Annotated in this window: 17 protein-coding genes; 6 read left to right on the top strand and 11 right to left on the bottom strand. The window is 33.5% G+C overall.

Translation table 11 applies throughout. The features are described from left to right. Nucleotides 1–87 precede the first annotated feature (87 nt). From E0Z07_RS08615 to dtd, 7 genes are all read right to left on the bottom strand, one after another. A complete protein-coding gene (locus E0Z07_RS08615) occupies nt 88–1173 on the bottom strand; it encodes an agmatinase family protein (RefSeq protein WP_006257215.1) in 1086 nt (361 codons plus the stop codon). A 132-nt stretch (nt 1174–1305) separates the two neighbouring features. Next, nucleotides 1306–2583, bottom strand: a complete 1278-nt coding sequence (kynU, locus tag E0Z07_RS08610) for a kynureninase (protein WP_006260566.1) — start codon at nt 2581–2583, stop codon at nt 1306–1308. A gap of 153 nt (nt 2584–2736) precedes the next feature. Then, nucleotides 2737–3786, bottom strand: a complete 1050-nt coding sequence (gene queA / locus E0Z07_RS08605; RefSeq protein WP_006257217.1) for a tRNA preQ1(34) S-adenosylmethionine ribosyltransferase-isomerase QueA — start codon at nt 3784–3786, stop codon at nt 2737–2739. 135 nt (nt 3787–3921) lie between these two features. Further along, on the bottom strand, nt 3922–5148 hold the full coding sequence (locus E0Z07_RS08600) for a 3-phosphoshikimate 1-carboxyvinyltransferase (RefSeq protein ID WP_006257218.1): 1227 nt from the start codon (nt 5146–5148) through the stop codon (nt 3922–3924). 7 nt (nt 5149–5155) lie between these two features. Then, nucleotides 5156–5482, bottom strand: coding sequence for a nucleotide pyrophosphohydrolase (locus E0Z07_RS08595; protein ID WP_006257219.1), 327 nt, complete (start codon nt 5480–5482; stop codon nt 5156–5158). Between the two features lie 2 nt (nt 5483–5484). Next, nucleotides 5485–5688 carry a hypothetical protein gene (locus E0Z07_RS08590; RefSeq protein ID WP_006257220.1) on the bottom strand — a complete coding sequence of 68 codons (204 nt, stop codon included), beginning with the start codon at nt 5686–5688 and terminating at the stop codon, nt 5485–5487. After that, a complete protein-coding gene (gene dtd, locus E0Z07_RS08585) occupies nt 5688–6140 on the bottom strand; it encodes a D-aminoacyl-tRNA deacylase (protein WP_006257221.1) in 453 nt (150 codons plus the stop codon). Before dtd ends, E0Z07_RS08590 begins: the two co-directional genes overlap by 1 nt. Before the next feature lie 198 nt (nt 6141–6338). Between dtd and E0Z07_RS08580 the strand changes: the two genes are divergently transcribed. Continuing rightward, on the top strand, nt 6339–7670 hold the full coding sequence (locus E0Z07_RS08580; RefSeq protein ID WP_006257222.1) for a metal-dependent hydrolase family protein: 1332 nt from the start codon (nt 6339–6341) through the stop codon (nt 7668–7670). Between the two features lie 228 nt (nt 7671–7898). Further along, nucleotides 7899–8399 carry a hypothetical protein gene (locus E0Z07_RS08575; RefSeq protein ID WP_006257223.1) on the top strand — a complete coding sequence of 167 codons (501 nt, stop codon included), beginning with the start codon at nt 7899–7901 and terminating at the stop codon, nt 8397–8399. A gap of 737 nt (nt 8400–9136) precedes the next feature. Here E0Z07_RS08575 and E0Z07_RS08570 read toward each other — a convergent pair. Then, nucleotides 9137–9490: a hypothetical protein gene (locus E0Z07_RS08570; RefSeq protein ID WP_006257224.1), complete on the bottom strand. Its 354-nt coding sequence runs from the start codon at nt 9488–9490 to the stop codon at nt 9137–9139. Between the two features lie 639 nt (nt 9491–10129). Between E0Z07_RS08570 and E0Z07_RS08565 the strand changes: the two genes are divergently transcribed. From E0Z07_RS08565 to E0Z07_RS08550, 4 genes are read left to right on the top strand one after another with little or no spacing between them, the layout of a single operon-like run. Beyond that, nucleotides 10130–13150, top strand: a complete 3021-nt coding sequence (locus E0Z07_RS08565; protein WP_006260565.1) for a SusC/RagA family TonB-linked outer membrane protein — start codon at nt 10130–10132, stop codon at nt 13148–13150. After that, on the top strand, nt 13150–14517 hold the full coding sequence (locus tag E0Z07_RS08560) for a RagB/SusD family nutrient uptake outer membrane protein (protein ID WP_006257226.1): 1368 nt from the start codon (nt 13150–13152) through the stop codon (nt 14515–14517). Before E0Z07_RS08565 ends, E0Z07_RS08560 begins: the two co-directional genes overlap by 1 nt. Nucleotides 14518–14527: 10 nt before the next feature. Next, the gene (locus E0Z07_RS08555; protein ID WP_006257227.1) at nt 14528–15733 is read left to right on the top strand and encodes a DUF4929 family protein; all 1206 of its coding nucleotides are present in this window, start codon (nt 14528–14530) and stop codon (nt 15731–15733) included. Next, nucleotides 15733–18543, top strand: a complete 2811-nt coding sequence (locus E0Z07_RS08550; RefSeq protein WP_006257228.1) for a M16 family metallopeptidase — start codon at nt 15733–15735, stop codon at nt 18541–18543. Before E0Z07_RS08555 ends, E0Z07_RS08550 begins: the two co-directional genes overlap by 1 nt. A gap of 84 nt (nt 18544–18627) precedes the next feature. On the opposite strand, the gene E0Z07_RS08545 is transcribed toward E0Z07_RS08550, so the two are convergent. The 3 genes from E0Z07_RS08545 to E0Z07_RS08535 all read right to left on the bottom strand — a co-directional run bounded on the left by E0Z07_RS08545 (nt 18628) and on the right by E0Z07_RS08535 (nt 24630). Beyond that, nucleotides 18628–20595: a hypothetical protein gene (locus E0Z07_RS08545; protein ID WP_006257229.1), complete on the bottom strand. Its 1968-nt coding sequence runs from the start codon at nt 20593–20595 to the stop codon at nt 18628–18630. A gap of 151 nt (nt 20596–20746) precedes the next feature. Continuing rightward, complete coding sequence (locus E0Z07_RS08540; protein ID WP_006257230.1) at nt 20747–22726, bottom strand: DUF3857 domain-containing protein; 1980 nt, start codon at nt 22724–22726, stop codon at nt 20747–20749. A gap of 5 nt (nt 22727–22731) precedes the next feature. Next, nucleotides 22732–24630, bottom strand: coding sequence for a DUF3858 domain-containing protein (locus E0Z07_RS08535; RefSeq protein WP_006257231.1), 1899 nt, complete (start codon nt 24628–24630; stop codon nt 22732–22734). Between the last annotated feature and the right edge of the window lie 9 nt (nt 24631–24639).

Genomic DNA, 24639 nt, shown 5'->3' with positions numbered 1-24639 from the left:
CTGCTACTATACTTTCTTTGTATAATATATTCTTTTGTGACAAACCTATAAAAAAATAAAGAGTCTCGTGAGACTCTTTATTTTTGTTTATTTCTTAAACTCTATTTTTTGTCCTACTGCTAAGCCTTGTGATTTTGCAAATGCTCCACACATATGGAACAATAATCTAGCCCCTACATTTCCATCCCAATCATCTTCTCCTGGCGCTACCTCTACTAAATCCATTCCTATAATTAACTTATTAGATTCTGATAAACGAGTAATCATATAAGTTGCTTGCTCATAAGTTAATCCTCCTGGTACTGGTGTTCCTGTATTTGGACAATACCAAGCTAATAAAGCATCAATATCAAAACTAATCGCTACTTTCTCAGGTAATGAAGCGATGATTTGATCACATTTATCTTTCCAACTCATTCCTTCAAATTCATCTTTCTTCAAATCTGCATCAGTATGCACCAACACTCTTCCATCTGCTTCTACTACTGTTGCAACTTCTTGTTCACAGAAATCACGAATACCTACTTGCACAATTGTCTTTACTTGAGGTAATTTTAATGTATTGAACATAATAGATGCGTGAGAGTAAGTAAACCCTTCATAAGCATCTCTTAAATCCATATGTGCATCAAAGTGTAAAATACCAAAAGCATCGTGATGTTTTGCTAAAGCATTGTAATATCCAAATGGAGTACTGTGATCTCCTCCTAATAATACTACGCGTTTTCCTTTTGCCATCCAGTAAGATACTTTCTCTTCTACTTCTTTGTGAAATTTATCACATACTGCATTAATTGTATCTAAATCTTTTTGTAATTCTGGTAAGTCTGCAATATTCTCACCATTCTCAAGTGCTTCAATGATTGGCTGAGCCATTTCTTTATATTTTGCACTTTCTACAGCCCAATGTTCTGGAGCCTCATCTATATAGATACCTAGCTTCCATAAATCAGGATATTGTTGGTGTAATAAGTCTACTTGATAAGAGGCTTCTAATATAGCTTCTGGTCCTTCTGATGCTCCTGCTCCGTAACTTACTGTTACTTCCCATGGTGCTGGTACCACTATAATCTCACTCTCCTCAGCTGTAAAAGGTAATCCATATATCGTCGCATCTGCTAATCCTGGCTGAGATGGATCGAAATTATCTATCTTATTTTGTTTAGTTGACATCGTATTTTATTTTTTGCAAATGTAATTTAATTTAAATGATAGACAAATCAGGCAAATTAAATTCTATTAAATAACTATTCATTCCTTATTTTTCTCTACTACACGAATACAGTAATCTATCATACTAATAATCTAAAAAAGACTATCTGCCTTTTTTAGAATCTCTCCGAAACGATATATATCTTCATAAGAAGTATAAAATGGCACTGGTGCTAACCTAACTACATTAGGTTCTCTCCAGTCTACGATTACTCCTTCATTCATTAAATACGAAAACAAATCTTTACCTTTTCCATGAAGAAATACAGAAAGTTGGCTTCCTCTCTCACTTTCTTCCTTAGGCGTAATTAACTCATAATTAGCATTAACAGCTTTAGCTACATCTTCCATTACAAATTCAAGATAAGCAGTAATCTTTCTTTGTTTTGTTATCAAAGCCTCCATACCCACTTCATCGAACATCTCTATAGATGCTAAATAGGGAGCTAAGCTAAGAATAGAAGGATTACTAATTTGCCATCCATGTGCACTCTCTACTGCATCAAATTTTTTCTCCATTAAGAAACGACGTTCTTTATTATGTCCCCACCATCCAGCTAATCTTACTAAATCTTTATCTGTATGGTAACGTTCATGAATGAAACAGCCTGATGCACTACCTGGTCCAGCATTCATATATTTATAACTACACCATGCAGCGAAATCTACATTCCACTCGTGCAACTTCAACTCTATATTACCAGCAGCATGAGCTAAATCCCAACCTACCTTAGCTCCATATTGATGCGCATGGGCTGTGATAGTTTGAATATCGAACACTTGACCTGTATAATAGTTAAGTCCTCCTATTAACACTAAAGCAACCTCTTCTCCTACTTCATCTATCTTTTCTAATATATCCTCTAGTCTAAAGTTATGTTCTCCTGGTCTTTTCTTTAACTCTATAATAGCCTCTTTAGGATCTAGCCCATGTAATCTTACCTGAGACTGTATCAGATATTGATCACTCGGAAATGCTTTTTCCTCACATATAATCTTATACTTACTAGCAGTAGGACGATAAAAAGTAGTCATCAATAAGTGAAGATTAACAGTCAATGTATTCATCACCGTAATTTCTGACGACTTCGCTCCTACTATTCTACTCAATGGTTCACTTAAACGTTCGTGGTAATCCCACCAAGGTTTCTCTGCGTAGAAATGCCCCTCTACTGCTAAAGCCCCCCAATCATTCATAACCTCATTGACATACTCTACAGCTCTTTTGGGTTGTAGTCCCAGCGAATTACCTGTAAAATATATAACCTGTTTTCCATTCACCTCTGGAAAGTTAAACTCATCTCTGTACTTAGCTAAAGGATCTTTTTCATCTAAGCTCTTTGCATAAGCAAGTGTATTTTCAAAACTCATTATATAGGAGTATTTCTGATTAAGTATTAACTGTAAATTTAGTTCTTTTTATACAAATAAGCTCCTAAACATAAGATAAAAGTCCACTCGTGCTATTCATAAAAAAAGCCTTTGAGAATCTCAAAGGCTTTCTAATTTATTCTGATTGATCTATTACAGAATCAACATTGCGTCTCCGTAAGAGTAGAATTTATATTTCTCTTCTACAGCTTCTTTATAAGCTTTCATCATTAAGTCATGTCCACAGAACGCAGAGATCATCATTAATAATGTTGACTTAGGCATGTGGAAGTTAGTCACCATACAATCAGCGATACTGAAATCATAAGGAGGGAAAATAAATTTATTTGTCCATCCCACGAATGGGTTTAACGTTTGACTAGAAGAAACAGAACTTTCTAATGCACGCATACTTGTTGTACCGATAGCACATACTCTATTCTTTCTCTCTTTAGCTGCGTTTACAATATCACAAGCTTCTTGATTCACAAACATCTCTTCTGAATCCATCTTGTGTTTAGATAAATCTTCTACCTCTACTGGGTTGAAAGTACCTAAACCGATATGTAATGTTACATTAGCAAATTCAACACCTTTTATCTCTAAACGTTTTAATAAGTGTTTAGAGAAGTGTAATCCTGCTGTTGGTGCAGCTACAGCTCCTTCTTCAGTAGCATAGATAGTTTGGTAACGCTCAGCATCTTCTGGCACTACTTCACGATTAATGTACTTAGGAATCGGAGTTTCTCCTAATTCTTGTAATTTAAATCTAAACTCTTCGTAAGAACCATCGTATAAGAAACGTAAAGTTCTCCCTCTAGAAGTTGTATTATCAATTACTTCAGCTACTAATGAATCATCATCTCCGAAGTATAATTTATTACCGATACGTATTTTACGAGCTGGGTCTACTAATACATCCCATAAACGTTGTTCAGCATTTAACTCACGTAACAAGAATACTTCAATTCTCGCACCTGTTTTTTCTTTATTACCGTATAAACGTGCAGGAAATACTTTCGTGTTATTTAACACCATCACATCTCCCTCGTCAAAATAGTCAATTAAATCCTTGAATAATTTGTGCTCTATCGTCCCAGTTTTACGATCTACTACCATTAGGCGTGCCTCATCTCTGTTCTCTGCTGGAAACTCTGCCAATAATTCTTCAGGCAAATCAAAATTAAAGTTTGATAACTTCATTGAATATGTGTTTTGTTAGAAAATAATACTAAACTAATTTGGAAAATCTAAGAGTATAGATGTCCAAATTGAGTACAAATATACAACCTCAGAGTAGGGGTTGTCAAGTATTTAGCCATATTTAATTTTACAGCTCTATTTTTTAACAATATTTACACCGATTTCAGCCAAACAATCCCAGTAATTTATAAATGATTTAGTTACAACCTCTGCTTCTAAAATAGTAACCTCTCCTTTCAGAGATAATGGAGCAAAAGCCATAGCCATTCTATGGTCTTGATAAGTTTCAATCTCTATTCCTTCTCTCATCCCTTTAGAAGGGTGAACAACAATAGATTCTTCTGTGATATCAACCACACCACCTAATTTAGTTAGCTCATTCTGTAAAGCCACTAAGCGATCTGTCTCTTTTATTTTTAAAGTATGTAGCCCAGTCATTTCACAACGAATGCCTAAACCAAAACAAGTCACAGCTATAGTCTGTGCCAAATCAGGAGTCTCTATCAAATCTGCTTTAAACTCAAAGTCTGTCTCTCTTACTTTTTCTAATTTTATGGTATAGTCTTCTAAGTATGTAGTCTCTACACCTAGTATAGTATACAGTTGACTTACTTGACTATCTCCTTGTAAGCTATCCTCTTTATAACTCTTCAGTTGCATAGTCGTTCCTATAGGTGACAGTGCTACAAAAGAATAGAAGTAAGAGGCAGATGACCAATCTGATTCTACTGTAAACTGTTCTGTACTAGCCTTGACTAAAGGTTTTACACTAATGATGTTCCCATTAAAAGAGCTCTCCACTCCTAATTGGCTTAATAGCTGTAGAGTCATCTCTATATAAGGACGAGAAGTAATATTACCTACCAAGTGTAATTCTATTCCATTCTTTAACCTAGTCCCTACTAATAATAGTGCTGTGATATACTGACTACTCACATCCGCAGGTAATTCTACCTTACCTCCTATTGCGATTTGGCCTTTTATATGAAGTGGAGGATATCCCTCTTTCTTACTATATGTGATATCAGCCCCTAACTGTCTTAGTGCTTCCACTAGTACACCGATAGGTCTTTCTTGCATACGACTACTCCCTGTCAGAGTAAGCTCACGAGTACTACACAACGAATAATAAGCTGTCAAAAATCGCATAGTAGTCCCCGCGTGATGTATATCTACTACATCACCCGTAGATGCTAATGCACCTTGCATGGCACATACATCATCAGAATCAGATACATTCCCTATCGTTAAAGATGGAAACAACTCTTGCAATATTAATAATCTATTGCTTTCGGATTTACTACCAGAGATAACAAGCGTCTTGTCATGCTCTACTTTACTTTTTAACAGCTTAATATTCACGTATTCTCTATTTTAATTTTTCATTATTGTGGTGACGGTCGTGATCTCTCTTTGTTTTCAAGTCCATCTTTTTATCAAATGCCTCTTGTAGATTCACACCAGTCTGATTCGCTAGACACATCACTACGAATACTACATCTGCTAGCTCCTCACCTAAATCTTTGTTCTTATCACTTTCTTTTTCAGATTGCTCTCCATATCTTCTAGCGATGATACGAGCTACCTCTCCTACTTCTTCTGTAAGCTGAGCCATATTCGTCAATTCGTTAAAATAACGAACACCGTGTTCCTTAATCCAATTATCAACTGCTAACTGTGCATCTTGAATATTCATAATTACTTATTTTTTGTTTTAAAAATTCTTCCTTTTACCCATTTGTCATAAACGAACATCAGTGCGATAAAGATAATATACTTTACCACAAAACTAATTAAACACTGCTCATCACCTGAAAAAGCACAACCGACCTCATCTGTTAAGAACCACGTCATCATCACATAGATAACCGTGAATAAACTAAACTTTACTAAACTATTCATTATTCTTTATTTTGACTATCTATTACGATTGTTACAGGTCCATCATTTAGCAATTCTACTTTCATATCCGCTCCGAATTTACCTGTTTGTATACGTTTACCTAAATCATTTTCTAACTTATCTATAAACTTCTCATACATAGGTATAGCAAAGTCTGGCTTAGACGCCTTAATATAAGAAGGTCTATTTCCTTTTTTCGTAGAAGCATGTAAAGTGAATTGACTTACTAATAATACCTCACCATCTACTTCTTTTACAGACTTATTCATCACTCCATTCTCATCTTCGAAAATACGCAAATTCACAATCTTACCTGATAACCATTCTATATCTAGTTTTGTATCAATATCCTCTACCCCTACTAAAACTAAAAGTCCTTGTCCTATATTACCAACTACACTACCTTCTACAGTCACAGAAGCCTTTGTCACACGCTGGATTACTACTTTCATCTCTTTGTTCTTTTTTATTCTATTACTTACAAACTTAAAAACTTTCTAAAGTTCTACCTTCATTTCATTAGATTAATTTCTAACAATAAAGTAGAATCAACTACTTCATAAAATATTATTAGGCAGAAAGCTACTTTTATAATAACTTAGAGGCTATATAATTTGTACACAGAACAATCTTCTAATTTTCCTTATTTTATGAAATTAAAATCCATAATAGCACTTTTTGTTGTTAGTACTTCTATCACATTTGCTCAGACCAAACAAGTCCTTATTGAGAATGTAAGAATCCTAGACCACAAGACTGCAGCCCTTACTGCGCCAATGAATGTCTTAGTCTCTGATCAAAAAATAGAGAAGATAAGCCCTTCTTCTATTTCTGTTAAAGGCAAAGATGTAACTAAAATCAATGGCAATGGAAAAACACTTATGCCAGGATTAATCGATGTACACGTACACATGGTATTCGGAGCTTTGACTATGGAACAAATGATGTCTCCTAATGCAACTCCTGAAAGCTTAATGCAAAATGTAGCTGTAGGAGCGCACAGCATGCTTATGCGCGGTTTCACTAGCGTTAGAGATGCAGGTGGCCCTATATTTCCTTTAAAAGCAGCTATTGATGCAGATAAGACTGCAGGCCCACGTATTTGGCCTTCAGGTGCTACTATTAGTCAGACTGCAGGACACGGAGACTTTAGAACTCCTAATGAGCGCTCTAGACGCTACTTTGGGAAGCCTTCTCGTGCAGAAGAAATGGGGGCTACATTTATAGCAGATGGCCGTGACGAAGTACTTACTGCTACTAGAGAGAACCTACGCTTCGGTGCTAGTCAAATCAAAGTAATGGCAGGTGGAGGAACCTCTTCTGCTTATGATCCTATCGATGTTACACAATATACTTTTGACGAAATCAAGGCAGCTGTAGATGCAGCGGAAGACTGGGGTACTTATGTGATGGTACACGCTTATACTCCTAGAGCCGTACAACGCGCTATAGAAGCTGGTGTGAAGTCTATCGAACATGGACAAATGCTAGATGAAGAGACTCTAAAGATAATGGCTGAGAAGAACATTTGGTTAAGTCTACAGAACCTAATGGACAACAACGATAATATGGATGCGCAACGCAAAGAAAAACGCAAACCTGTACTAGAAGGACAAGACAAAGTATGGCCATTAGCCAAACAACTAGGAGTAAAACTAGCTTGGGGTACTGACTTCTTATTCGAACCAGAATTAAACAAAGAGCAAAATGACTATATCCTGCGTTTACAAAAATGGTTCACTAATGCTGAAATCCTAAAAATGGTTACTCAAGATAACGGAGAGTTACTTCAGTTATCAGGATTGCGCAGTCCATACCCTGGCAAATTAGGTGTAGTAGAAGAAAATGCTTATGCAGACTTACTACTTGTAGATGGAGATCCTCTAAAAGATTTATCTCTTATAGCTAATCCTGAGAAGAACTTTATCTTAATCATGAAAGGTGGTAAAATCTATAAAAACACCATCAATACGAAGAAATAAGAATATCATTATACTATAAGAAGACTGCCTAATAAGCAGTCTTTTTTTGTTTTAGTTATAGCCCATTGTTGCCCATTCTAATTTTAACCTCACTAAGGCTATAAAAATTCAATTATCTTTGCGCAGTTATTTTACGACCTACATGACTTACTTCTTTATAATAAATCAGTACTGTAAAATAACAAGGCTACTATCAAGCCTCCTTAAATTAAAATGTAATTCAAAAATATGAGAACAGAAATTTGCTCTTGTGAAGGCTTAGACCCTTTTTGTGATAAATGCTTCGGAACGGGTCATGCTCCTTTATCAACTTCAAAAAAAACTGTAACTAAACAGTCAAGCAAAGTAAAGCCGATTAAAAAAACAAAATCTTACTTGCCTGAGAAAATAGACTCTTTAACTAAAATAGAAATAGATGCACTCGCAATCAAGATTATCTCTACTTTAGACTTAAAGTCTAAAAAACAAATGCAGATTCTTAATTCTATTCCTTTTAGTACATCTACTTTTAGAAGAGATTATAAAGAAAAGTTTATTGACTTAGAAAATATCGAAACTGAAAAACAACAATTGAGAAATGACTTATTTATTATTGATCAAGAAATAGTATCAAAGAACTATAGAAGCCATTTCACATTCAGACATTTCTTATCTGATAAAGACGTTGATGTAACATCTAATCGAGAACTTAAAGGTTTAATTAGAGAATACAAAAAGCTTAAAAAATAAGCTGTTTTCTAAACCAAACAAATATATCTGTACAGTTCACCTACAGCCTCAATTCATGTTGTCGCGGATGCCGTAATCCGTGACATTGATTAGAGGAAACACACAAGGTATTACATCTCTTCCCTCTGTATGAAAACACATACAACAAGCTCTATACTTGTATTATCTCCACTGTCCATAATCTGTATGGGGTGACATAGTTTGGGTGACACACAAGATATTGTGTCTCTACTTTAAACGCATTCAGATATTGTAATCATACATTCTAACCTTTATACTTGTGTTATCTCAACTGTTCATAATCTGTATAGGGGTGACATAGTTTGGGTGACACACAAGATATTGTGTCTCTACTTTAAACGCATTCAGATATTGTAATCATACATTCTAACCTGTATACTTGTATTATCTTCACTGTCCATAATCTGTATGGGGTGACATAGTTTGGGTGACACACAAGATATTGTGTCTCTACTTTAAACGCATTCAGATATTGTAATCATACATTCTAACCTTTACACTTGTGTTATCTCAACTGTTCATAATCTGTATAGGGGTAACATAGTTTGGGTGACACACAAAATATTGTGTCTCTACTTTAAACGCATTCAGATATTGTAATCATACATTCTAACCTTTACACTTGTGTTATCTCAACTGTTCATAATCTGTATAGGGGTAACATAGTTTGGGTGACACACAAAATATTGTGTCTCTACTTTAAACGCATTTAGATATTATAGAACCTCTGCTCCTATTAAAAAACCTTTAAAAGCATCTTTATACTGGTACTCTGCAAAGCACCTTACACAGATAACGCCTAATGACTTATAAAGACTATCTAAAGAAGTTAAATCTTCGTCTTTACTAATCTCATATCTATCTGCTAATTTTAATCTATCCTTTGTCTCTAGACTTAAGACATAACTAAATTCTAGTTTATCCTCTATATCGATATGCATCACTACTTTTATCTTGCACAGACTTGTAGATAGCACCTCTTCTCCTAATTGTATTTTATCTACTAAGTCTTGCCCCATACAAGATAGGATACCACTTAATCCATGTTTAGAGCAACTAATCATTCCCATATATTCTAATTTTAAACATAACACACTACCTAAACACAATAGATAGCTTCAAATCAAAAAGAGCAAAAATAAAACAAATAAAACTTTATTTTAACAAAATAAAAAACACATTATTTACGAAATTAACAATTCAAACTCATGTATCTTTCTACTGAATTCGTGTTACTTTCGTTCTACCTAAGTCCGTAGTGAGTCCGTTATGAGTCCGTAGTGAGTCCGTTTTTTGGGCTAAAATAACGGACTCACTATATACTCAAATAGTTTCTATCATTCACATATACCTAACATACCACTACAAACCTTCGAGCTACTCAAGAGCTGTATTCTAAATAATCACATCCTATTTAGACATCATTCTAACCTTAAGAATTTCTACATTATAAGAAATAATTCTAAATAAAAAACAACACATAAAAAGCAATAAACCTAATCTCAAAAAAAAATAAACACCTAATAAACAGTAAAATAAGTAAACAAAAAACCTATAGTATAACTAAGCTTACCTTGTAAAAAACTCGCTTATTGTAGTTTTTTAATACATAACTAATCTAAATAAAGTCATTATTCATTTTGAAAAGTAAAAAAACTCTTTACTTTTGCACTTTAATTTAGAATTAGTCTTAATTATAACACACCATTATGCTACTTACTCCACTACGAACTATTACTACTCTCGTAATCAGTTTATTTTGTGCAATTGGAGTCTATGCACAAGAGCCTGTATTCACAGGTAAGATTTTAGATCTAGAAACTAAAAAAGGATTAGATACAGCTATAATCACTGTACTAGCCTCAGGAGATACCTTTTTCACTAATGAAAAAGGAGAGTTCCAAATTCCTGAGCTCTATCACTCTTCTGTTATCATCAGCCATGAAGGCTATGAAAATCTAGAAATGAAATTAAAAAAGGGAAGTCAAACAATCTATCTACTACCCACTACAAAACAATTAGATGAACTGATCATCCGAAAATCGACTAATATCAATGATATCGACATTCGTAATAGTACAGGTTCTGTAATCACAGTAGACATGACACAACTGAGTCAACGCTCAGAGTTGAATATAGCTAAGTTATTAGAAGGACAAGTAGCTGGTCTTACTGTTACTTACTCTGGAGAATTGGGCAAAAAACCAGAGATAAGACTACGTGGTAATTCTTCTTTCAACTATCAAGGAAATGCCAATGAGCCACTATTTATAATGGACGGAATTGTGATTTCGACAGAGACTTTTATGACTCTTAATCCTAATGACTTCTCCACTATCAAGGTATTAAAGGATGCCCCTGCTACCGCTCTATATGGTATTAAGGCAGCTAATGGAGTTATCGAATTAACCTCTAAAAGAGGTTTTGACGGTAAACCGATTATTAGTTATGCTATGAAACAAGGAATAACAATGAGAGGGGAAAGAACGGCTAATATGATGAATACTGATGAGAAATTAGCATTCGAACGCAGAATGCAAAATCCTGCTACTCCAGGATATCTATACTCATCTGAATATATCAATACTACATATCAGAACAGTCCTCTTCTAAGTCAGAAACTACAAGAAGGAGAACACAAATTAGACTCCTTAAGAAGAATTAATACAGATTGGTTTAAAGAATTAGTAAAGCCTAATTATTTCCAATCTCATAACCTTAGTGTAAGAGGTGGTACCGAAAAAAACTCTTATTTCTACTCGCTGAATTACAGTAAACAAGGTGGTCGTATACCTGGTAATGATATCAATCAAATAACCGCACGTGCTAATTTAGATTATATATTAGCTCCTAATCTAACCTTATCTCTTAACAATAGTTTTGGGCTTTCGACTACCAATACTGAAAATGGAATGGATAATGATCCTACTTCATTAGCCTTTATGCTTAATCCTTATGAAACAAAGCATTCGACAAAACTAACGAGTTATTCAGATCGCTCTTATGCTGACTTAATCAATCAATACAAACAAAAACAGACTAGTAAAAGATTTAGCAGTTCCATGGTAATGCAATGGGATATATTGCCCGAATTAAACATAGCAGGGGTAATAGGTGCAGACTATTCATTAAGCGAAACTTATAAAAGAATCCTTAGTACTGCCTATAGTCAAAAGCAAAAGCCTAACAATGCCAAAGGCTTTATATCTGACTCTGATAGCAAGAACTTCGATTTTACATATAATCTACGTGCTAATTACCAAAAACAATTAGGCGACCATGATATTTTCTTAGGAGTAAATATGGATTACTATACTACGAATACAAAAGTTATTGGGGGTGAAGGTCATGGAATAGATGATGAAATCAGTAGTCTATCGGGTATCAACAACTCTTTAACAGGTGATTATGCTCCTAAAAACTCAGGAAGCAAAATAAAGAATACACAACTTGGTTTTGGAACTGCGTTGGGATATACTTATAAAGGAACTTATGATGTATATGGAAGTTTCAAAAGAGATGGTTCTTCCCTTTTACCTTCAAGTAAACGATGGAATGATGCATGGTCTACAGGAATAGGATGGTCTCCTATTCACTATGATTTTTTCAAGAATCAAAATATACTAACTGATTTGAAATTTAAAGCCTCATTAGGATATACAGCAAGTATGACAGGAATCTCAATAAGAGATATAGAGTCTACTTTTAGCAATCCTAATACATTCTATGGAGACTATAGATTATTAGTGCTACAAGGAATACCTAATAAAGATTTAAAACCTCAACAAACTCACTCTATAAACTACTCCGTAGATTTCGGCTTCTTTGAAAGACTAAGTCTATTAGTTAACTTCTATCAAAACACAACAAAAGATGCTATACTATCTATGCCTATAGCCATGAGTAATGGGTTTAATACATTTACTAAAAATATAGGAGAACTAGAAAATAGAGGGATAGAATTTATGTTAAGTGGAGATGCTATCAGGCTAAAAGATTTTAGATGGAATACTTCTCTTTCCTTATCCTATAACGCCAATAAGGTAAAATCACTTTATGGTACAGATAGAATATATCTAACAGAAGAATCTGTAATACCAGAATACGAAGTAGGCAAACCTCTAGGTATCATCTATGGGCTGCAAACTAATGGTATACATCCATTAACAGGAGTACCAGAATACATAGATAATGATGGTCATGTAATAGATCTAAATCAGCCAAAAAATGCAAATCACTTCAGACGTATTGGCTACAGTATAGCTCCTTATAACGGCTTTTTCAACAACTACTTCACTTATAGAAATTGGGCATTAAATATAAATATCAACTATAATTTCGGTGGTAAGAAAATGTATGATCAGTCTTATGTGAGAGACTATAGCAAATCTCATTTAAATGCCATAGAGGGACAGTTACAAGATAGCTGGTTTGAAGTAGGAGATGAAGATAAGGTTTATCCTATCAAAAAACTACCAAGCAATGCAGAAGATTATTCTCAAAGCTTTGCTAATAATAGAACAATATATAAAACAGACTTTATCAAGCTAAATTACATACAACTTAGTTACAACTTAGGCAATAATAACTTTATCAATAAGTATTTTAAATCCCTACAGCTAAGTGTACAAGCAGATAATATCTACACATACCGTTTTCAGACAGATAGAGGTTCTCTAAATGATGTATTACAGCCAATATTAACTTTCTCTCTTAATGCTACTTTCTAATGATTAAAAAAATATTCTACTTATTTGTATTTAGTTCTCTATGGGGATGCAGTCTAGAAAATAAATCTGAGAACGAAATTTCTGGAAATGATATTATCAATTCACCTATCAAAGCTTATGGAGTACTATCACAGGCATATAAAGCTACACCTATACAACCTAAAGATTATACTTTATATACAGAAGATCTACAGCCATCCTATCTAATTAATTATCTAAAAGGAAGTAGCCTCACTTATAAATGGGATGAAACAACCTTATCGATTAATAGTAGTTCGATATGGAATAATCACTATGATGCCATCGTCCACCTAAACGTACTATTAGAATCAGATCACAACTTCAATAGTCAGGACCCTGTTTGGCAGTACATTAAAGGTTCTGCTTTAGTCTTAAAAGCTTATAATTACTTCGATTTATTACAACTATTCTCTGAACGTTATAACCCTACAGCTTTAGGTATTATCGCTAAAGATAAATTAATCGTAGAAGAAAAAGCTAGACTAACTCAAGAAGAGTCTCTTAAACTAATCAAAACATACTTATCTGAAGGTCTAGATTTAATACAGCAATCTGGTAAACATCAAAACTACTTTATCAAAGAGAAAGGGATCAGGATACTACAGGCAAGGGTCGCTATGTATGAGAAAGAGTATGCAAAAGCAGAAGCTATTGCACAAAAACTTGTAAATGATGGAGCTAAACTTCCAACCTCAACAGAGGATTATCGCAATATTTGGGCTTCAGATAATACTAATATCTACTGGTTATACAACAACCTAGATAATCCTAATCACTACTTATATTACGAAGATAACCAAGGGGATCTACTTTACATCAATGAAGATTATAATTTTGACTTGGACGATATTAGATATACCATATCTCAATATAAACACAGTATGAAAGCGACTGCTGAGGACAAAATAGAGCGTTCTCTTCTAGGTAAATACAAAAGGTCACAACTAGATAAAGACCCTAGAGATGTGGTGATGATACGCAGTACAGAGGCATATTTCATCTTAGCAGAGAGTCTTTTAGAACAAAATAAATTAGCACAAGCAAAAGAAGTTCTCAATACATTCTTATCTGCTATTAATCAGCCTAACATAGAAGATACGCCTAGTCAACAAGAACTACGTCATAAACTTCACTTCGAAAAACAAAAAGAGTTCATTGGAGAAAAGAACAACTTCTTTGATCTAAAACGATGGAATACACCCATAGAACGAAAAAAAGAAGATAGCAATACTATCATTATCAAGATAGAACCTAATGACTATCGCTGGACATGGCCAATACCCATGAATGAATTGAGATATAATAACAATGCTCAACAAAACAAAGGCTGGCCTTCATTCAAATAAACAAAGTAAGATGAAAACAAGTTTTAAACATATAGTAAAGTCATTCACTATACTACTCCTAACTACACTATCTTTAAGTAGCTGTAGTAAAGATGATGGGGTTACTAAAGAATACTTAGGTGAAAATAAAGTTCATCTATCTACCCAAAACACGGTGCTAAAAAACAATGGGGAAGATGAGATCTCCATAGAAGTATTACTAGTTAAAAAAACACATCAGACCATCACTTTAACTTTTGGTCTGGAAGATAATCAAGAGCAAGGCAAAGATATTTTAGAATTAAAGAATCAAACTATCACCTTTGCTCCAGGTGAGAAGAAAGCAGTAATTACACTTAAAAGTAAAACAGCTCGTACTATCACTGAAGCAAAAAGAATAAAACTAAATTTAGTAGAAAACAATACAACTATTCCTTTAGAAAAACCTCTTGTTTTTACAGTATTACCCTTGAGTGTTATAGATGAGCTAACGAAAGAACAGATTGCTTTATTAGACGGTTATAAAGAAAAAGGATTGGATTTATACCCTCTACTAGGAGAAATAAATGTCACTACAGAGGTTAAATATCCTGGAGGGGGCGTACAAGAAGTATTTAACCTACCTTATACTACTATTCTAACAGGTAAGACGATAATAACACTAAGCGAATTAGCCACAACAGATAAACCTGTTCTTAAAATGACCTCTAATGCTATGGGACTGGAGGCTTATTTCTACAAAATGTTTAGAGACTTAACTATTGATGATTTAGAGTTTTGGAATAACCCTGGACCTGATGCTCCTCCACAAAACAAAGAAGTAATGAAATCTGTAGGATTAACACGTACTTCTACAGAGTCATTTGAGGTGACACTTAACCATATCGCCATAGATATTAATACTAAAGAAGTATCTTTTATATCAACACTAAAGAACTTATATAATGATGAATATCTAGCTGTACCTTTTGAGTTTAAATATTCTGCTTGGGATAGGTTTAAAAAACTACTAGATGCAGGAGATTTAATGGCTACTGAAAACTATGAAATGGGAGGTTCTATTAACCCTGCACATCATATCAATGTAGATCAAATAATAGAAGACGATTATGACAATTATACTTGGAAAGAATCAAAAGCTAAACTGACAGATAGTAAGTTTACTTTTGAGTTTATATTCATTCATAACAATGCTGATGGATATATCCAAGTTAAAACAGAATACAAATTAAAATAATGAAACGTACTCAAATACTATATTTCTTTGCTTTAGTACTTTGCCCTCTGCTTGTAGTAGGGCAAGGTACTTTTTCTCCATTGCCTAAAGCAGAAAAAGCAATTTATGGAACATTAGACAATGGGCTAAACTATATCATCCATCCTATACCTCAACAGAAGACAGAATATCGTCTAGTCTTAAATGTAGGATCACTACAAGAACGCGATGATGAGAAAGGATTTGCTCATTTCTTAGAACACATGATCTTTAATGGTAGTGATGACTTCCCAGGTAGACAAGCTATTGATACATTACAGCGTTTAGGCTATCAGTTTGGGAGAGATATCAATGCTTATACTACTTATGAGCGCACCGTATATGATCTGTCTCTCTTAGATATCAAACAACAGGATTTAGCAATAAATATACTAGCTAACTTCTTAGGGAAGTCACATCTCCATAATGAGGGAATAGAAAAAGAACGAAGAATCGTTATCCAAGAGATTAAAGACTTTGGTACAGAGCCTTTATTTAACCGCAAAAAACTAGAAGGTACTCCTCACTTAGATAGATTGCCTATCGCTACTGAAAAAGAGATTCTAAATCTAGATCCTGTAAAGCTTAGAGCATTCTATAAACGATGGTATAATCCTGCTCTAGCTACTATAATCATCGTAGGTAAGGTGAATACTAAAGATGCTATAGAGCAAATAAACAAATACTTCAGTTCTTTTAAAGGGCAGTCGAATCTAGATAGAAAACAAAGCGAAAACACTTTTAGCCCTGTCTATACTAACTTATTAGAAAAGCAGAGCAATGCGACTATAAATTCTAATAAATTAGAAATAGTTCGCTTTACAGAAGCGCCTTTCTTAGCTTCTAAAGAAGATTACAGACAACAACTTATAGAACAAATCTATAAACAATGGATCAATAAGAAACTGTCTATGAGCAAAAGCACTGCTACTGCTCACAGTCTATGGTATCTACCTAATAAAAATGAAAATGCCATAGAAATACAGGCTAAGACAGTAGAAGAATTACAGAACCGCATAAGTTTAGTAGCTAGTACAGTAAACACAATGTCTGTAAAAGGTATTCACAAAAAAGAGCTTGAACATTATAAGCAACATCTACTGAACCATTCTGTTCCTTCTGAAGACGAAGACATTGCTTATATCACCAATGCTTATGTTGATCAGGTCGTAGTGAATAGCCACTACTTATCTTCGATAGATAGACATGCTTTACTAACTGAATTACTTCCTACTATCACCACAAAGGATATAGAAAGCAAACACAGTAACACATGGTCTACTGATCAAGAGAACCTATATCTACTTACATATAATGATAGTTTGTTCTCCATAGACTCTGCTGATGAACTAAACAAGTATTGGAATGAAGGAAGTACAAAAACATTAGTATTCAAATCTACTAAACAAAAGAAGACGCACGAAAGACCACGTGGTTCTTTCCACTGGAGAACAATGCCTCCTATACAAAAAGCAACAACTGATATAGCTGTAAAAGAACAGCTATATGCGGATATCAACCTTACAGAACTAACATTAGCGAATGGGCTACGCATAGGTATTAAACCAACAAAGGCAACAGATGATAATTATATCATGACTTTGTTCACAAGAAATGGGCTAAATCAAATACCTACATCTGAACAAAAATATTATCAAGATGCTGGATATTTTATAGACTCTTCTTGGATACACGGCTTTACTAATGACGGATATATGCAAGCGGGATCTGATAGAGAGATATCTACACTCGTGAGTATAAATAAGGATGCTAGCATTATCAATACTTCTTCGCGAAAAGGAAATAGCAAAGACCTTTTTGAATGGACGTATAGAAAGTTATATGACTATATCACACCTCAACAGGATTTTAAAGAATATATAGAGGAAAGTGTCTCTTCTATAGATACAACTACTAAGTCTTCTTCTTTATTAGATAATCCTGCTATCAAAATAGGACATCAAATAGAAGAATATAAAAAAGAAGGTAGTTTATTCTCTGAAGAGCTCACAACGATAGAAGACTGGAAGAAAGTTAATCTAGATAGTTTCTTTACTTTATACAATCAATCATTTGCTAATCTAGAAGAAGTGTATGTACTTATCGCAGGGAATTTTGATACAGATGATATCAAGAAGAAGGCGATCGCTTACTTCGGTGCTTTAAATAATACTCCAAAGCAAGTAGATAAAAACGGTGCTAATTCATCTAAGGCATTCGTAAAAGAAGAAATAACACGAGCTACACTAACGAGTAGTGATATCGAAAGACCTGATGTCACAATAGTATTCAATGGAACAATTAAACCTACTCTAAAAGAGAGCATGATGGCTCATATCGTGAGAGAGATGTTTAACAACCAGTTCTTAACACTATCGAGAGAAAAAGAAGGATTAGTATATTCTCCTTATTCCGCTCTAGACGTAGAAGTTTACCCTGAGCCTAGAACTTCTGTTAGTTTATTCTTCTCTACCTCTTTAGATGATATAGATAAATTAGAGACCTTAGCTAAAGAAGTTATTCATTCACTTCAAACACAAAGTATTTCTAAAACAGAACTAGAACAAATGAAATTGACCATTCTAAATAATAAACGCTTACATCTAACAGATACGAGTACATTCCAATGGGTAGAAAAACTTAGAGAAACTCTATTAAACTTTGGTTCTCTTGAAGACTTTAATAATTATGATGCAATACTAAATAGCATCACTCCTGAAGACATTAAAGAGATTTCAAAATCTATATTTAACACCTCTACTTACGGAGTATTTATACTCACTCCTCAGTAAAATAACAAGTGGTTATTGCTCCACTTTATTTTCTCTTTACTAATAATAATTGAATAAGGCTACCTGAATCAGGTAGCCTTATTTTTATTTCTTCTCTAAGGTAACTTGTGCTTTTAACTGTTCTAATAATTGAGTATACACATTTCTCACGCTGTCATAGTCTTTTGAATCAATCACTCCTTTAGCTTTAATAAAAATCAAACTACACAGTACTTGATTGTCTTTTACCTCAAACTTAGTTTGTACTTCTAGACCTGTCTGCTCACTTTTTAAAGTAAAGTTTTGAGGTAGAGTACTTACTTTATACCCTTCTGGAATCACTATGCCCATTAGATAATTGTCTAACTCTGGATACCCTATGTAAATAGGATTGTTTCTATATTCGTTTTTAAATGGATTAGAATACAATGGGTAGAACTGAAATGGATTAATAATATACTTATCATTAAGAAACAATACACCATTCTGCTTACTGAACGAGAATACTGCTCTTACATCCTTCTCATTATTATCACCATTATACACACGTGTACTACTTACATTCATCCCTACGTACTGACTCTCGTACCACTTCCCAAATCTCCATTCACTACCATCATACATATTTCTAAACTCTAGAGCACGATAGTTTTTATAGTTCTCTATAATCTGACCTGAAATACTTCCATTCAAATTAGGAGTGATCTGATACTTCACTTCTTTACTAGAAATGAACTGAGGCATTAGATTCACTTTAATAATAGCCCCAGTGTCGTATAGTATAGTACCTGTACCATTTAAATCATCTAATGATAATATATTAAGAGTCGTATACTTATTCGTAGCATCTACTAAATAAATACTATTATCAGCTTCTATAGCAGTAATAATATGGTTATAATAGTTGCGTTGCCAAGCGGTTTTCACACCATTACTTCTAGTACTCAATAATACTGGATTAGCTTTTATACCAACATATCTTAGCATGGCTGTCAATAGTAAGTTCACATCAGCACTATTTCCAGTCCCTTTATAGAAAGTAGTTTTGATACCATTCTGTGTGAAAAGTCCATATTCTTGATTCCATGTTACTCGACTCTGTACTACATTTAATAGTTTTGAAATCTGAGCTTCTATACTTAGTCCCTTATATTCTTCTAGGTTAATTTCTTTTTTAAGAAACTTATCTTGTTTTAATTCTTTACCAAACCCTCTATTTTTAAGTAAGTCAGCATAAAACTCTTTCTCCGTTTGCATTACTTTTTCCGCAGAATTACCTGGGAACTGTACTTGTTGTAAATCAAAGCGCACTGTTGAAATATAGTTCGCAGGATTATCTAGATAAGGCTCTACAATAAAAGAAGGTACTAATTGTGCTTTATACGTTTTTTCTATAGCATTGATTTCAGACTTAATCATAAAGCCATTCACCCCACGAAAAGAGACTCTTCTATTATACTCTTGTTCTGTTAGTTTTATATCTCCTTTTTTTATGATGCTATATAAAAAGTACTCTGGTACTACTACTTTATAACTGGCGCTTTCTTTAGGCATATCACTCTGTATATACCACTCTGGTAACTCATCTATATAGTTTGTAGATTTAATATACGAATACTCTATAATATCTCCTGCTTTCGCATCATTATAACTCACTCCCTTCTCTCTCCAATTACCTTTATCTTCATCAATTAGATTTTGTTTTGGAGATTTCTGTTTTACCACTTGACCATCTACCAATCGATATATATTAGATACATTAATAGTCATATCCTCTCTTGCGTATCCTTTAGGTGCATAAGGAACCACGAACTTCAACTTTTCCTTAGCTACCTCATCATATAATTTGATTTTACGTGATACAGTCTCATTCACTCTAAAACCATATTCATCAGAATATTCAAAATCTACTCTAACTTCTTCTTGTAGTATGACCGCTTTATCCTTAACGAAAGAGGTATTACTTAGCTCTGCTAATTCAGCTGGCTTTACTTTTCCTAAGAAATCTTGTCCATAAGAAGGTGTCTGTAGACAACATATTAATACAAATAAAAAACAGGCTATTTTATTCATTATCTTATTTTTTGTGGTAGTAATTATAAAGTCAAAATTTACCACAATTATACAACATAGCAAGAGGACTTACACCAAAAAGATTCTTAATTAATCAGACTACTACTTTAAATACATAAAAAAAACCAAGACTACTCGTCTTGGTTTTAATTTACTTCTTTTTAAATATTATTTGGTCTTCTAACTTTTCAAACATCTTTGTGTAGAATGTTTGCACTTTAGAATAGTTCTTTGCTTCTATAAAACTTCCTCTTGTAAATTGTATAATGAAAGTAACGTTATTGTTTTCTTTCTGTATTTTATAATCTAACCCCAACTCTATTTCATCATCTTTTAAATCTAATGCTTCTGGTAAATATTCTATCTCATATCCTTGTGGTATAATTACTGAGAATTTATAGATATAAATTAAAGGATAAATAAAATTAATAGGAAGTTTTCTCTCTTTTGCAGTAAAAGGATTCGTTCTATAATTATAAAATATGCTCGGCTTGACATATAGCTCATTTCCTATTACTGTACATCCATCTTTCTTAGACATACCAAATCTTACAGATAAGGGCATTAATGAATTCTCTTTCTCTTGTACATTTATATTTCCCACCTCAACATTGTCAAAACTTTCTTCAAAAATCTTAGTTATCGCATCATCACCTTTACCTTCCATATCTTTTCGAAGCCATAATGCAGAATAATCTCTATATTGCTCTGTTCCTCTTCCTATAGTTACTCCATTTTCATTAATACTTAATGTATAATTCTCCGAAGTAACAGAATAAAAATTAGGTATCATATCGATTTCCTTAAATTTATCCTTGTCCTGTATCATTAGTCCCTTCCAATTTAGATTATTTACTCTAATCACATTTAAGCTACCGTACTTCTCTGTAGCATCTAATAGAATAACCTGTCCATCTAACATGGCTCCTACAATCACTCTGTTATAAGAAGTTTTCTGTAGTGATATACTAATACCATTCTCTATAGAACTAACTAAGATAGGATATGCTTCTATCCCTACGTAACGCAACATCGTAAGTAGAGTAAAGTTAACATCAGCATAGTTACCCGTCTTTTGTTCTAAAGCTTTCTTTAAATCTTCTGAATAATAACCATTCTTCTTATTCCATGAGATTATGTCTTTAGTTTTTGCTAATACTTTCTCTATTTTCGCTTTATTATCTAGATTCTTATACTCTTCTAAGTTGATTAATTTACTCAGTGGTTTATCCATCTTAAACTGCCCTGAAAAAGAAGAATTCTCATAGATAGACTTCACTAAATCACCTTCATTAAGCGATATATTCTTCGGTTTCTCGTTAGGAAAACGAATAATTGACAAATCGTGTTTAAGACTAGATCGATAATTGTCTATATTAGATACAAAAGGTTCCTCTTTTAATGAACTTACGTTGCTTGTACTATAAATACCTGTAGATTCTGTATACTCAAAATATGGTGCTTGTGGTCCTCTATCATTAGAAAGATAAAGTCTCTTCTTCTCCGATGTTTTCTTTGAATCGATTTTAGCTTCACCCATTATTCTAGAAGTATAAATAAAATATTCAGGTATCTTAATCTCATATACAGTACTATGAATAGGGATACTTCTCTGAAAATCCCATGAGGGAATGTAACTAAAATAGTCACTAGTCACAGTATAACTATACTCTACTATAGAGCCTTCACGTACGTCTGGTACAACGACTTTCTTTGTTTTCCAATTCTCGTCTTGTTTTTCGTCAAAGATAGCGCTTGACTTTATCTTAGTTCGTTGTACTTTTCCATCAACCAAGTTATAAGTATATACATCGTTTATACGCACAGACTCAAGCACTTTATTCCCAATATAATAAGAAACTTGAAAATCTGCCAAAGACAGTCCTTCTTTCTTATATATCTTAAGTTTACGACTTACTTCTCTAACCAACTTAAATCCAACATTAGGAATATAATCAAAATATACACGTCCATACTCATTAAGAACAGCAGCTTCAGCCTCTGGATCAATTTTATCTACTGTCTCTTGTAATTCTTCAACAGTGACTTTTCCTAAAAAGTTCTGCGCCTGTGTAGTATATGTACACACACAAATTAAACAACTGATGGTAAACTGTAATACTTTTCTCATAACCCTTATTGGTTTAATTTCAACACTATTTTTGCTTGGTCATTTTTTTGAATCTCTTCTTTATACTTGCGATATAAATCATAATCTTCTACAGTAAATAATCCTTCATTTGCACTGCTTAAACGAGTGTAATATATCTTCTGGTCTCGCACCTGATAAGTCACTTTATAGTCACCATACTTAGTATTTAGATTGACATTTTCGGGAAGATTGTCCACTACATATCCTTCAGGAATCTCTAGTTCTACTACATCCTCATCCTTCCAAGAAGAACTGATATACAATGGTTGTTTTCTATTCTTACTATTACTTAAATTACTATTACTTACATTCCATCCGTTAATAGAAAACACTAATCTATTTCCTAATTTAGTTGCATACTTAGCACCTGTAAAGGAGAACTTCTCATCAAACGATGTTGTATTATTATCAATACTTAGATTAATCTCCTTAAACTCATTAATATTAAAAGAAGAGAATCTTTGCTTATAATACTTTTCCCTATCTCTGGAATTGGCATAATACATCTCTACTCTATTATCAAACTGCCCTCCTTTAGATGTAATATCTAAAGCAACTTCTATATCTCCATTAACTTTAAGAGAATAAATTCCTTTACTGATCTGTGTGCTTTCGTCTCTAGTATACGCCTTAGTTTTCACGATTTCACTATCGTTCTCCTTCACTACTAATACCTGACGATCATCTGTGAAGCCAGCTATATACCCAAAAGGCAGTTGATTATTAGTACACTCCACCCATTGATAACCGCCTTGCTTAAGAGGAATAGCTATAATCATATGATTGCCTTGAAGGCAAACTGACTCTTCTCTTATATCTATTGAACTAGATGAACCATAGACCACCACTGGATAACTCTCTATTCCTACTACTTTTAATAAGGCACGATAATAGTTACTAAGCCCTTTACAGTCTCCATAATTTAATCTCTTAACATCATTAGCTAACATAGGTTTCCAACCTCCTACTCCTAACTGTACACTGATATAACGTGTATGGCTCTGCATATATTCATAAAGTACCTTAGCTTTAGCCATATCATCTGTGAAATTTGCTGTCAGTTCATTTACCTTCTTAATTGTCTCCGGAGTTAAAGCTTCTGTTCCTTTAATAAAATTGTGATAATACCAATTACCCAATTGTTCCCAATTAGTAAACTCTCCTTTTATTCCCTCTAGTGAGACCTGTCCTAAAGTAACAACTACACTTGGCAAAAGCTTATTAGAACTTGGCATATTACTCTCACTTGTCACTGCCTTAAAATCTTTGAGAGTATAGGTAACTTTATTTCCTTGATCAACTTTAGTAATCTTCGTAAAGTCAGGATTGTATAGCAAGGGAGTACTGACAATACCACTACTGTTCTCTATAGAAAAAGTAGAAAGTAAAATCGACTCAGAAAAATATTGTATAGGTTGCCACTTTGGCAAAAAAGCAGTGTTACGAGATTCTATTTCACTCTCATATATAAATATTACAGGATACTGAACTGGTCTAAACTCAAAAGTAAGAACCCTTATATCAGTAATAGCCATTCCTTGACTAAGTGAATAGTCTTTAAAATCTTTTTGTTTGAATACTTTAACTATTTTACCTTGAGCATCTAGTTGAGTAACTTGAATCTGTTTTATCTTATTACTTCTTCCATAAATCTCACTAAAATCAAGGCTACTAAGACCTTTCTCAGAGAAAACAGTTACGACCTTCCTTGTCTTGATTGTATATTTATCAATAGAAAAAATTTGTAAGTCTACAATATTCTCATTTATGACTGTATATGCATTATCTATAAAATCTTGCTCTATCTTAGATACATTGTAGTTATCTTGTGATAAAGCAGAAAAGTATATGAATAAAAATAGCAATAGATACTTAGTTTTCATTCTCTTTTA

Origin of the sequence: Myroides odoratimimus (assembly GCF_004337635.1) — a bacterium.
Lineage (GTDB): Bacteria > Bacteroidota > Bacteroidia > Flavobacteriales > Flavobacteriaceae > Flavobacterium > Flavobacterium odoratimimum.
Note: the sequence above shows the minus strand (reverse complement) of the source record. Positions and strands in the feature narration are given on the sequence as shown.